Annotated in this window: 13 protein-coding genes; 5 read left to right on the forward strand and 8 right to left on the reverse strand. The window is 37.1% G+C overall.

The genetic code is table 11. The annotated features are described in order from the left end of the window. Nucleotides 1–112: 112 nt before the first annotated feature. The 7 genes from tpx to ezrA form a co-directional block, all read right to left on the reverse strand. Nucleotides 113–607 (reverse strand): thiol peroxidase, encoded by a 495-nt coding sequence (gene tpx / locus B5P37_RS00845; protein ID WP_085236193.1) that lies wholly within the window; start codon nt 605–607, stop codon nt 113–115. A gap of 18 nt (nt 608–625) precedes the next feature. After that, the gene (locus B5P37_RS00850) at nt 626–1261 is read right to left on the reverse strand and encodes an RDD family protein (protein ID WP_169710754.1); all 636 of its coding nucleotides are present in this window, start codon (nt 1259–1261) and stop codon (nt 626–628) included. A gap of 3 nt (nt 1262–1264) precedes the next feature. Further along, the gene (gene sppA / locus B5P37_RS00855; RefSeq protein ID WP_085236195.1) at nt 1265–2257 is read right to left on the reverse strand and encodes a signal peptide peptidase SppA; all 993 of its coding nucleotides are present in this window, start codon (nt 2255–2257) and stop codon (nt 1265–1267) included. A gap of 118 nt (nt 2258–2375) precedes the next feature. After that, nucleotides 2376–3158: a TSUP family transporter gene (locus B5P37_RS00860; RefSeq protein ID WP_085236197.1), complete on the reverse strand. Its 783-nt coding sequence runs from the start codon at nt 3156–3158 to the stop codon at nt 2376–2378. Between the two features lie 15 nt (nt 3159–3173). Continuing rightward, nucleotides 3174–4394 carry a tRNA uracil 4-sulfurtransferase ThiI gene (gene thiI, locus B5P37_RS00865; RefSeq protein ID WP_085236199.1) on the reverse strand — a complete coding sequence of 407 codons (1221 nt, stop codon included), beginning with the start codon at nt 4392–4394 and terminating at the stop codon, nt 3174–3176. Next, a complete protein-coding gene (locus B5P37_RS00870) occupies nt 4391–5527 on the reverse strand; it encodes a cysteine desulfurase family protein (protein WP_085236201.1) in 1137 nt (378 codons plus the stop codon). Before B5P37_RS00870 ends, thiI begins: the two co-directional genes overlap by 4 nt. A gap of 234 nt (nt 5528–5761) precedes the next feature. Then, nucleotides 5762–7462: a septation ring formation regulator EzrA gene (gene ezrA / locus B5P37_RS00875; protein WP_085238390.1), complete on the reverse strand. Its 1701-nt coding sequence runs from the start codon at nt 7460–7462 to the stop codon at nt 5762–5764. Nucleotides 7463–7644: 182 nt separating this feature from the next. Between ezrA and B5P37_RS00880 the strand changes: the two genes are divergently transcribed. The 4 genes from B5P37_RS00880 (at nt 7645) to B5P37_RS00895 (ending at nt 11942) form a co-directional block, all read left to right on the forward strand. Continuing rightward, nucleotides 7645–8100, forward strand: a complete 456-nt coding sequence (locus B5P37_RS00880; protein ID WP_085236203.1) for a GAF domain-containing protein — start codon at nt 7645–7647, stop codon at nt 8098–8100. 222 nt (nt 8101–8322) lie between these two features. Further along, entirely contained in the window at nt 8323–8925 is a 603-nt protein-coding gene (rpsD, locus tag B5P37_RS00885; RefSeq protein WP_085236205.1) for a 30S ribosomal protein S4, read from the forward strand. A gap of 173 nt (nt 8926–9098) precedes the next feature. Beyond that, nucleotides 9099–10667, forward strand: coding sequence for an IS1182 family transposase (locus B5P37_RS00890; RefSeq protein ID WP_145951842.1), 1569 nt, complete (start codon nt 9099–9101; stop codon nt 10665–10667). Nucleotides 10668–10982: 315 nt separating this feature from the next. Beyond that, complete coding sequence (locus B5P37_RS00895) at nt 10983–11942, forward strand: ornithine cyclodeaminase family protein (protein WP_085236207.1); 960 nt, start codon at nt 10983–10985, stop codon at nt 11940–11942. Between the two features lie 117 nt (nt 11943–12059). Here B5P37_RS00895 and B5P37_RS00900 read toward each other — a convergent pair whose 3' ends face one another. Beyond that, entirely contained in the window at nt 12060–12806 is a 747-nt protein-coding gene (locus B5P37_RS00900) for a glycerophosphodiester phosphodiesterase (protein WP_085236209.1), read from the reverse strand. Nucleotides 12807–12877: 71 nt separating this feature from the next. Here B5P37_RS00900 and B5P37_RS00905 point away from each other — a divergent pair, with 71 nt between their 5' ends. After that, a complete protein-coding gene (locus tag B5P37_RS00905) occupies nt 12878–13330 on the forward strand; it encodes an SACOL1771 family peroxiredoxin (RefSeq protein WP_085236211.1) in 453 nt (150 codons plus the stop codon). Nucleotides 13331–13443 lie beyond the last annotated feature (113 nt).

Here is a 13443-nt window from a genome sequence, read left to right on the forward strand (position 1 = left end):
ATCTCCCTTTTTAGTGTGCAAATATTTTACAGTCAGATATTTCATTTTTAAATGTAGCGCGCATTTTGCTTCACACACCTTTGCACACTCAAATGACTGTGAAATTTTTCGATTAAATGCTACGATAAGCTTCAAGTGCCGCTTCAAAGTTAGGGAAATCTGTTCCCTCAGGTACAATTTCTTTATAAACGATTTTGTTATTTTCATCTAATACGAATACAGAGCGTGCTAAAAGTTGTAAACCTTCCATCACAACGCCATATTTTTCACCAAATGAACGCTGTTGATAATCGCTCAATGTGATGACTTGATCCAAACCACTTGCCGCACACCATCTTTGTTGCGCAAATGGTAAGTCTACTGAAATCGTTAACACATAACCTTCTTCTGCATTAGCTTCTTCGTTAAACTTACGTGTTTGTTGATCACAAACCCCTGTGTCAAGCGAGGGTACGACATTGATTAATTTTTTCTTACCTTCAAAGTTTGCAAGTGATACGGGCTGTAATTGGTTATTAACAACTGAAAAGTCAGGCGCTTGATCACCGACGTGAACCTCTTGTCCTAACAATTCAATTGGCTTTTGTTTAAATGTAACTTGTGCCATCTTTCGTGCCTCCCTTAATTATAATTCCCCACTATTATATCGTGTTGTAGGTTTGTATTCACGTGAGACACCTTCATTTTCTTTAATATATGGCAAATATTTCATTTTTACAACGACAGTATTTGCAAAGTAATCATGCACCCCAATATGTTTTGGCGTGAAAATAACTGCCAAATAAGGTAAACCAAAAATGACATTAGAAATAATTCGACCAATCCATTCTCTATAGAGTACATCTGACCAATTTAATTTCTGTATCGTATGTGTATATACTTTTATGCCCAAAATCATTTTACCAACCGTTTGTTGAAAGTATCGTGTCATTAAAACAAAATAAGCAAAGTAGAGCACGGCATCTACAACATGACCGACGCTAAATGCTTCGATCCATAACTTCCATTCATTTATGCCTGTCAGTGCGTAGATCGGGTTTAAAATGATTTGTGTGATTCCCCATAGTATGAACAAATCAATGAGATAACTGAAGAAACGTCTTCCAAAACCGGCGTAAAAAAATGCATCCAATTCATATTGGTGACGAGTCAAAGTTTGCGTAGCACGTTGCTCAGTTTGATTCATTGTCGTGTGTTGATACGATGACACATGGGGTTGAGAAGGATTGTTGCTAAAATCACTTGTGTTATGCACGCTCATCACCTACCCTTCATATTTGTACATCGGTCGTGTTTGTGATTCGTTATTCAAAATCGATTTAACACTATGCACATTGGCACGCAATTCATTAAAAAATGAAGTCATTCCGAACAAATTCGACCATCCATATCCTTCTGAATCAAAAGTAATGATTTGAGGATGTTCTGATTTAATCGCTTTTTTCAAATCTTTTAACGTTTTATCTTTATAGCCGATTTCATCAATCAAACCATTTTTCTTCGCTTGCTGTGCACTATATATACGACCATCTGCTAATTCTCTAACTTTAGCTTCTGACATATGTCGCCCTTCTTTAACCACATTCACAAATTGATCGAAACTGTCTTTATTAATGGACTGTAATATTTCTCTTTCTTCATCTGTCATCTGTCTAGAACTGCTCAAAATATCTTTATGCGCACCAGATTTTATCGTATTTGTTTTAATTCCTAATTTGTTTAATAACTCCGAAAAATCTTTCGACTCTGAAATCACACCGATAGAACCTGTCAATGATTGTGGGCCCGCGTAGATTTTATCTGCTGGTGCAGAAATATAATATCCACCCGATGCGGCTAAATTTTCCATTTGAACATAAATCACTTTGCCAGACTTTTTAATTTCTTTGACTTTTTGATAAAATTCATCACTTTCATATGTACCGCCGCCCGGGCTGTTGACAGTTAGCAATACCCCTTTGATATCATTATCATTTTTAATATTATCTAGCTGTTTCAATGCTTCACGGTGTTGATAGCCATCACTTCCACCAAATAAACCCCCTGATTCACCACTGTCTACAATTGTCCCGTTCACATTAATTTCGGCAATTTTTGTTGTTTTATCCCCTTCTTCAACAACGACAGTAGGGATTTCTTTTGATACTTGAACATCACCACTCACGAACGAGGAAAACAATGAAGTCATCGCACTCATCAGCACGCCACTCAAAACGATAACCACTGCTATTATTATTGCAACGATTCTTTTGGACATAATCAACTTCCTTTCAAAATTTTGTCATAACCATCATAACAAAAAATTAGTATGTAATGCCTTGTTTTTTGAAAATATAAACAACATTTTTTGGACTTTGATGCATTGCCTCAATGTATTAATAGATTATATATTTTGCAATGATATCCCAACAGTTTTTTAAAATGAGGATGAGCGTGACAATGACAAATAAAGCTTTGACATACCCAACGCCTTTTTTAATCGCAAACATCGCTCCCGCATAAGAACCGGCGATCATACTGGCTGCCATGATTAAACCATAAAAGTAATCAATATGATCGAAATAAATGAAAAAGATGAGCGCGCCTATATTTGAAGCAAAGTTCAATACTTTTGCATTGCCTGCTGCGCTCAAAAAATCAAACCCAAACAACACAAACGCAAAAAGTAAAAATGAACCTGTCCCACCGCCAAGAAAACCATCATAGAAACCGATTGCACCAATGAAGCACATCAACGTTATGAGCTTCATTATGGTTAATTTTAAGTCTCCTTGAATACTCGACCAATCCTTTTTTAACAATGTGTAAATAAGGACCATCGTTAAAATGATAATCATCAGCGGCTTTAAAAATTCAGATGGTAAAAACACGGCCAAACTCGCGCCACAAATCGACGCAATAAAAGAGAGTGGAAAAAGCTTCAAAACGATGGGGAGATTCACTTTACGTGAACGTATAAAACGCAGTGCACTCGTTAATGAACCGAATGCACTCGCCAGTTTATTCGTCCCCAATGCGATGGTCGGAGGCATGCCAATGGCTAATAAAGTCGGAATAGAAATAAGTCCACCGCCACCCACAACCGCATCAATAAATGCTGCTAAAAAACCTAAACCAATCACAATGAATACAAGTGTCACATCCCACTCTAAATACATATAATTCCCCCCAACTTAAAACAGATCATCATCCCACTGATCTTTTTCATCTCGATGGTGCTGATAGTTTTTATCGACAACAAGTGTTTCAATATTGGATACTGCTTCCTCAATCAATGGCTCAAAGTCAAATCCGGATTCATACTGGATGACTTTGTCGAACTGAGGCTCTGTAACCGGGTTTTTAGGTGTGAAAATCGTACAACAATCTTCATACGGTTGAATGGATGTTTCAAACGTCCCAATTTCTTTTGCTTTCTTAACAATTTCTTCCTTGTCTAGTGATAATAATGGACGTAACACTGGTGTTGCCGTTACTGCATTAATCGCATACATACTTTTCAACGTTTGACTTGCGACTTGCCCAAGATTTTCACCATTGACAATCGCATCCGCACCGATTTGATGTACCACTTTGTCTGCAATTTTCAGCATCATTCGACGTGTAGAGGTCATTGTATAACGTTCATGCACCACTTTATGAACTTGTTTTTGAACTTCGGTAAACGGTACAATGTGCAATCGAATTGTGCCAACACGTTCTGCCATGATACGCGTGAGTTCAATGACTTTTTCTTTCGCTTTTTCGCTTGTAAAGGGCGGGCTATGAAAGTGTATCGCCTCAATCGTGACACCTCGACGCATGACTTCCATACCTGCAACAGGAGAATCGATTCCCCCCGATAACATCAAGAGCGTCTTTCCTCCTGTCCCTACCGGCAATCCCCCAATTGCTGATATCACACGATCATACATATAAATGGCATCTCGTCTGACTTCGATTTTAATTTCATGGTCGGGTTGACGCACATCGACATGTATCTTGTCGTTATTTTTTAATACCGCGCCACCGACCATGCGCTGAATTTCAAAAGTTTCATATTCAAAGCTTTTATCTGAACGTTTCACTTCAATTTTAAAGCTATCCCCAGATGCGTATTGGTTCGCAAACTGAATCGCATGTGCATAGACCGCATCCATCGTCTTTTCTAATTTGAGCACAGGACTAATTGAATGCACACCAAACACCTTTGAAATTCTCGACATCATTGTTTCAATATCAGCTTCAGGCTCTAATTGAATGTACATACGATCTCGATTTGCTTTAACTTCATATCCTTTTAATGGCATGAGTGCACGTTTCACATTAGAACGTAATTGACTCACAAATGTTTTACGGTTCCCGCCTTTTAAAGTGAGTTCCCCGTATCGTACTAAAATATGATCATATTTCATGTTTGTAACAACTCCTCAATTTCTCTATAGACATGCTGAAATGCTTCTTTAAAATCTTCTAACTCTTGCATCGTTGTATTGCAATCAAATGACAAACGAATACTCCCTAAAATTCGAGGGACTGAGATGTTCATCGCTTGTAGAACTTCGTTGATATGTGCATGTTTTGACGAACATGCACTCGTTGTGGAGACCATTACCCCTTGTTTTGAAAATGCATTGACGAGGACCTCACCACGCACCCCAGGAAAAGCGATGTTTATAATGTGTGGCGAGGCATTCAATGGAGAATTCACTGCAACTCCTGGAAAACGGGTCACCCATTCACGTAATGCATCGGTGAACGCTGTTAATTCTACCATCAATTTTTCACGGTGTGCTTCAGCTAGACGAATGGCTTTCGCTAATGCGACATCACTGGCAACATTGACTGTTCCACTACGCAAACCAAATTCTTGACCCCCACCATGAATTGTCGGATAAATGCTATGGGCGTTTTTCAAAATAAGTAAACCTTGACCTTTCAGCCCATTAAATTTGTGACCACTCAATGACAGGCTATCAATCCCTTGCATTCGGATTGGATATTTCCCTAATGCTTGGACGGCATCCACATGCAAATGAATTTTAGGATAATCCTTTAAGCATGCGACAATTTGTTCAATCGGCTGTATTTGTCCCATAATATTATTGACTTGCATGCAAGCGACTAAAATGACGTCGCTCGTCAAGAGTGTTTTTAAGTGCGCCACATCGACTTGTCCCTCATCGGTAACACGCACATATTTTAAAATAAAACCTTCACGTTCTAATTCACGCATCACTTCTAATACAGAAGGGTGTTCGATGACAGAAGTAATAATGGTACGACCAAATGGCTTTTTCTGATATGCTGCCCCTTTAATTGCTAGATTGTTTGACTCCGTAGCACCACTTGTAAAAACCAACGTTTCGTCATTGAGTTTCAATGTCTTTTTAATTTGAGTTCTTGCATTTTGTAATAATCGTGCAACTTCTTGACCTTTATCGTGTGGACTGTTGGGATTATAATAAAATGCTTCATTTACTTTCATAAAGCTGGACAACACAGAAGCATCGGGTTTTGTCGTTGCTGCGTTATCAAAATATAACATTTGCAGACTCCCTCTCTTTAAATATCATTTTACATTGTACTATAACTCATCACATTCATGTATCTTCATTTCGATATTTTGTTAAATTTTATGTGATCCGTCAACTTTTTAACTTATCGTATATATCATTTTAAAAAGAAATGTAAAAAACCTATTATCATCACATTTAAGCATTGACTTAAAAGTATGATAATAGGTTGGTTCAACGCATCTCGTTTAGCGTACCGGTTGTAATTATGCTTGTTCTTCGAGCACTTCACGTTCTATATGTTGTGCAATACCCGGCTCAAGCTGTTCAAGTGCTTGCTCTGAAATTTCACTCGAACGCTTATAACGATTGTTTTTAAATAAACGTTCTGCTTCATTTAGACTCTTATCTAAATCATGATTATCTTTTCGGTAACGGTTTCCATATTGGATAAGTCGTTCTGCATACACTGCATTAATAAGGACATCGTTCGCTTCATCTTCAAATTTATTCATTTGTAGCACGACTTTATTGACTTTGTCCTTTAACTGTTGAACGTTAATTGGTCGTTCACTAAAACGCTTGTTCACATCTCGCACTTCATAATCAATTTCGTTTTTTAAAATAATAAAACGTTCTGGGACACTTGTTAAGTTTGAAGCGAGCAAGCGTCGGTAAATTTCTTCTTTTTTGCTTTGAACGCGTAAAATATGCTCTTCCGCTTCAGCCTCATCTTCACGTAATGATACAAGATGATTTTGTAGTTTTTCTTGTTTGTCATTGATGACTTTCACATGGTCTTCAATATATTTGAGGTTATCTTGTACTTCACTGTATCTTACAGCAGACTTAGCCATTTCAGATAAGATCTCATCATACACTGAAATTAAATTTTGAATTTCATTTTCGAATTGACGTACGCTTTGCACATCACTTTCATTAATATAATAATTTTCACGAACATATTCAATTTCCGTTTGCAATGTATAATTCATATCTTTTGCATGGAATAAATCACTAGTGATACGCTCTTTGGATTCTTCTACTGCATTTTTCGATTTGACCTCATGTTCAATTAAATCATACATCTCGTCAAGTCGATCATTGATTTGTGCAAGTTTATCATTTGCTTCGTCCAATTCAAGGCGACTAATCATCGGCTCAACAAAACTTAACTCCGTTTTCAAATCTTGTAAAGTGCCATCAAGTTTGACGTGGTCCAAATCATATCCTTCTACTTTTAAGTCACGTACACCATATTTCAAATCTTGAAATTGTCCGGGCAATTCTTTTTGAGCTTCACGAATCAAATCAGGAATTTCCCCCATGTCTTCTTTCAAATAACGAATATCTTGATCAAGTGCTTGGACATGCTGATGGGCTTCTTGATAATTCCCATTCTCTTTGAGTGTTTCATAGACATCAAATTCGGGCTCAAAATCTTCAATCTCTTTTTCTAATAAACTCGCCGCTTCTCCATATTGATGACGGTTAGCTAGGACATCACGCTTCAACTTACGATGTTCATCCTTACATCTTTCAAAAATTTCATCGCTTTCTTCGTGTGTTTGATACACTTTATCGGCTTTATCAATTAATTCTTGATGTTTAGCTTCATATTGATCCATTAACGCATGTGCATCATCGATTTCTGTTTGCGCGATTGAAAACTTGAACTTATCCAAATTCATTTCAGCTTCATGAATTTTTTCATCCACTGGCTGTAAAAAATCATTTGCGGCATTCAACCACGATTGGTTTAACGCCTCATATTCATTTTTAGTTTCACCTAATAAGTGTAACGTTTTCAATTTTTCTAAACTTTCATCATATGACAATACATTTAATTTTTCTCTTCTTTCCTCAGCTGTTTGAATAATCGACCTTTTGCTTGATCGCATATAGAATAAAACACCGATTGCAATCAAAATAATAATGATAATTGCTAGAATAATATATAATGCCATGTCCACTCGTCTCCTCCTAAATACATAAAACTATTATAACGTAATTTAAAGGTGCATTAAAATAAAATCTTAAAATAAAATGGAGTTTTCTTTAATTTTACAAAAAATATCTCAGAAAATTGCGTCGGATTCAAGAGATAGCTATAATATTGAATAAAATGACTAGAAAGTGAGTGGAAAATATGCCAGAAACGATTGACTATAAACTCTTGTCTCGTCAATTAGATGCTTTATTAGATGGCGAGACGGATTTAATCGCAAATTTAAGCAATACATCGGCCTTATTGAATGACAGTCTAGACCAAATCAATTGGGTTGGGTTTTATCTTATGAAAGAAGGCGCCCTCATCCTCGGACCATTCCAAGGAAAACCTGCATGTGTTCATATTGCAGTAGGCAAAGGCGTTTGCGGAACTGCAGTGTCAGAAAAACGGATTCAACGTGTTGCTGATGTTCATGCTTTTCCTGGTCATATTGCATGTGATGCTGCCAGCCAGTCTGAAATCGTCATTCCGATATATCAAAAAGATCAGATTATCGGTGTATTAGATATAGATGCCCCAATCCCGTCACGTTTTTCTGAAGCGGATGAAGTCGGATTGCAGCAAGTGGTTAAAGTATTAGAATCACATCTTTAAAATGGTGATTGACTTTTATATATAAAATGTTACAATAATCTTTGTGTGAATTAACGAAAATAGCAGTTGAATATTGATAGGCGCTATAATGTTCCCAAAGCGGACGTGCCGTGTAACCGGAGCTATGAGGCGAGGACACATAAAACATTATATCCTATCGAGCATTCAACACTCTTTTTTGTTTTTTCATAACAACAAAAAAGAAAAAGGAGGAGTCACATTATGGCTCGATTCAGAGGTTCAAGCTGGAAAAAATCTCGTCGTTTAGGTATTTCATTATCAGGTACAGGTAAAGAATTAGAAAAACGTCCTTATGCACCAGGACAACATGGTCCAACTCAACGTAAAAAATTATCTGAGTATGGATTACAATTACGCGAAAAACAAAAATTACGTTACTTATATGGGATGACTGAACGTCAATTCCGTAACACGTTCCAAGCTGCAGGTAAACAAGGTGGTATTCATGGTGAAAACTTCATGATTTTACTTGCAAGTCGTTTAGACGCTGTCGTATACGCTTTAGGTTTAGCTCGTACACGTCGTCAAGCACGTCAATTAGTAGGTCATGGTCATATTGAAGTTGATGGTAAACGTGTTGATATTCCATCATATACATTAAAACCAGGCCAAGTAATCACTGTTCGTGAAAAATCGAAAAAATTAGCAATTATCGAAGAATCAGTTGAAATCAACAATTTCGTTCCTGATTACTTAGAATTCGATGCGGACAACTTAACAGGAACTTTCGTTCGTCTTCCAGAACGTAGCGAATTACCAGCTGAAATTAACGAACAATTAATCGTTGAGTACTACTCACGTTAATCGTCGTATGTTAAAAGGGGGTGGGACATAATCCCCCCTAGTTTGTTAAAAAAGCTCTGATTAGATGTCAAAAAACATTTAATCAGAGCTCTTTTTAGATATGACTTAAAAAAATAAAGCACTTCCCGTATAATTATTAATAACGACAAAAATAATAGACAGGGGTGCTTTATATGTACAAAAATTATAACATGTTTCAACTTACACTTCCAATAGAAACTGAGATGTCTTTTCCAGAAAATGATGTCGTATTCATTATCAACAAGCTGGTAGAATCTATTCCCCAAGAAGCTTTTAATCCATATTATAGCCAAAGAGGTCCTTCATCATACCATCCCAAAATGATGTTAAAAATCATACTGTATGGTTATACCCATTCTGTTTTTTCAGGCCGAAGAATCGAACACCTTTTAAAAGATAGTTGCCGAATGATGTGGCTTGCGCAAGGCCAAACGCCAACTTATAGAACAATCAATCGTTTTAGAGTGAACCCCCATATGATGAAATTTCTACATATTTTATTTGTCGGTTTAAGAGCACAATTATTAGAAGATAAACTCATTACAGAGGATGTCATTTATATTGATGGCACAAAAATAGAAGCAAATGCGAATAAGTACACATTCCAATGGCTAGCTAATACGAAGCGTTTTAGTCAGTCTGTCATTGAAAAATCTACGGCATTATATGAGCAACTCGTTTCTGAAGAGATTATTCCTGAAATCAAGCGTGAATCTGGGCATGAATTAACAAGTGAAGAACTGAGTCAAATAGAGATGCATTTAGGTTTTAAAGATGATGCGCTCACGTCTGAAATTGAAACGACTCAAGATGTAAAAACAAGAAAAAGCCTTAGAAAAGAAAGAAGTAAGGTGAGACAAAGTAAGAAAGCCGTCCAAGATTTTAAAGACCGTAAATTAAAATATGACAAACAAATGGAAATTTATGGCGACAGAAAAAGTTATTCTAAGACTGATCATGATGCGACATTTATGAGAATGAAAGATGACCACATGAAAAATGGACAATTAAAACCAGGTTATAACTTACAAATAGCAACAAATAATCAATTTATACTAGCCTACGGCGTGTATAATAAACCAGGAGATACGAGAACGCTGGAGCCGTTTTTGAATGAAATGAAAGAATTATATGGTGACATTCCGGAGTATATTGTAGCTGATGCGGGCTATGGTAGTGAAAGTAATTATAAAATGATACTGGATGATTTTGAAAAAACGCCACTAATCACTTATGGGATGTACATTAAAGAAGGGAAAAAGAAATTTAAAAATGATCCGTTTATCTCTGCAAATTGGCGATACAATGAATTAGACGATTATTACTTGTGTCCTAATAATAAAGAGTTACATTTCTTAAAATATAGAATTAGACATGATTATTACGGTTATCGTCGAGATTTCAAAGAATACAGATGTGAAGATTGTTTCGATTGTCCATTGCGAAGCAAATGTATGAAACAAGCTAAAAATCCGAATACAAATAAAACAGTACTGAAAAACTTCACATGGGAATTTCTAAAAAACTATACAAAACAATTGCTTTCAGATCCTAAAATGAATGGCATCTACAAAAAACGTAAAATAGATGTCGAATCAGCTTTTGGAAATCTGAAGGCTAATTTGGGTTTCAAAAGATTATCCGTACGCACCCAATCTAAAGTCGAATGTGAAATTGGAATTGCCCTTATGGCACTAAACATAAGAAAATTAGTACGATAAGTGCTAATTTCAAGTAGAATTTGATTGAAAAACACCACAAAATCATTTTAAAAAATTTTTGTGGTGTTTTTCTTAGGAACTGAAACCCTATGTCCCAGCCCCTTTTTTATGCACAGATATTTATACATAGAAACGAACCAATCCCCTTTAAGTCCCCTCCACCCATGTAATGACATTAATCAATGATGCTTCAGAGATGAACATGCGAGCGATACATTGCCTCTTTTTTAATTTCGACAAAAAGCGATCGTTTTTACTTCACTCTCGCTATCCTCTATACTAGTGGTGTACCACAAAATTGAGGAGGCGAATTCCGTGAAAGTCTTTAATGAAGAAACAATAAAAAATACTTATAAAATGTCGAATGCCATGCATGATATCGAACAATTATTTAAAAATATGGATGGGATAAGCCAAGCACAAAGAATTGTCATTCCAACTGGAGATGGTGCTAAATCAATGCTCTACATGCCTTGCGTACATACAGAATGGGAACGTGGCATGATTAAAATTACTTCAATTACGCCAGACAACCCTCAACACCAAAGACCGACGACTCAAGCGACGATTATCATTACAGACCTTAAAACGGGTGAACATGTGGCAAGCATAGATGGGAGCTACTTAACACGATTGCGTACGGGCGCATTAAGCGGCCTCGCAACTCAGTATTTAAGTCGTGAAAATGCGTCTACATTAGGAATGATTGGTACAGGTGGCATGGCATTTGAACAATTGCTTGCCAATCTTGAAGTGAGACCGATTAAAAATGTTTTATTATACAATCGAACAACCTCTAAAGCAGAATCATTTAAAAAACGTGTTGCAGATGCGTTTCCAGATTTATCTATTACCGTAGTAGAAGATGTTGACACACTCACAAAACAAGCAGATATCATCAACTGTCAAACACAATCTGCCGACCCAGTCTTTGATGCTCAAAATATTCAACCTGGCACTCACATTAATGGTATCGGTTCGTATCGACCTGACATGAAAGAACTTGATAACCGTATTTTACCAAAAGCAGATAAAGTCTTTTTTGATGACATTGAAGGTGTGAAAGAGGAAGCCGGTGAATTCATCGAAGCGAATGAAAAAGGGCTCTTTAAATTTGAAGATGTCGACGGTGATTTAAAAGATCTGTCACTGAATGGCACCATTCAACGTTCACACGATGATAGTATCACGGTCTTCAAATGTGTTGGAACGGCCTATTTTGATCTTGCCGTTGCTCTCGGTGCATATGACCGATTAATGGCAGACTCTCATTGACGTATCATTCTACCCAAATTTTCTACTTATTCTCTCCATTACGTACGCCCATTATCATCAGAGCCTGGAATATGCGCAGTTCAACTGTTCCAGGCTCACCTTCGATATGGGCGTGCGCTACAGTTCAAACAATTGTTGTGGGGCATCTGAAATGATTCCATCTACCCCCATCGCAATTAACCGCTTTGCCACACTGATTTGATTCACTGTATAAGGGATTACTTTTAAATGGTATTGATGCGCACGTTGCACCCATTTTTTGTTCACAAGTTTATAATTAGGGTTCGCAAAATTTGAAAAACTTGCCAATCGTTCAAAAGAAGGTTGTTTAAAACGATAGTGGCGTTGGCTAAGCAAAACGCCTAAACGAATTTCAGGCGCCATTTCATGCAATTTTTGAATACTCAATTGATCAAACGATTGGATGATGACACGATTAAATGGAAAATGATGCTGCTTTATTGTAGCAATGACCGCTTCCTCCATACCGGGATATTGTTGTGGCTGTTTGATTTCGATTAATAATGTTTTTGAATACTGTTTGGCTAACATCAAAACTTCATCAAACGTCATTATCCCTTCTGACTGTCCGCCTCCTTTCCAACTGCCAAAATCAAATGTGCGCAACGCTTCCAACGTAAAATCACGTACCGCTCCTACGTGATTGGAGGTGCGATCAATGGTTTCATCATGAATGGCAACTAGAAACCGATCTTTTGTCATATGTAAATCAATCTCTAACATATCAATAGGTTGACTTAAGGCAGCAATGTAAGCCGCTCTTGTATTTTCAGGATATTGTTGTGAAAAGCCACGATGCGCGACAATTTGAAACGCTTTCGTTGGTCTCATCAACTTTGTCATATGCGTCTTCCTTTCTATTCTCTCAACTTTCGATTACACTAAATTCATCAATATTGAAGGAGTGATTTGATTTGCTTCAACACCAATTCCCGGCTCATGTCATCTGGCATGGAGGCCGCAATGAAGTCGGCCAATTACGTGGAAATGTCATCAATCAAGAAGTATCGATCCCGAGTTCTTTAGGTGGACGTGGTACTGGAACGAACCCTGATGAATTACTTGTAAGTGCCGCTGCAAGTTGTATGACCATTTCATTGGCAGCAACATTGGAACGTGCACACCTCACCGCTTTAAAAATCCATATGCATAGCTATGGTCACGCACAATTTGATCAACACCGCTTTACAATGACACGTATCGTACATCAACCCCATATCTACGTCGCGAATGCATCGCAATATACACAATTAGAAAAACGCCTTCCGAAGCTGATTCAAATCGCGCACCAAAACTGTATGGTGTCTCATAGTTTGCGTGGGAATGTTGATATTGAAATACACCCTACTCTTATTGTAGCCGAATAAAATCGAAGTCAAACCACACCGTATCAATTTTACATTCGGTGTGGCACGTTGCTTCATCGCATTGCAAACACAAAGTTCACAATTTTTACCTATTAATATTTCAGAAAATTTGA

Origin of the sequence: Staphylococcus lutrae (assembly GCF_002101335.1) — a bacterium.
In the GTDB taxonomy this organism is placed as follows: Bacteria; Bacillota; Bacilli; order Staphylococcales; family Staphylococcaceae; genus Staphylococcus; species Staphylococcus lutrae.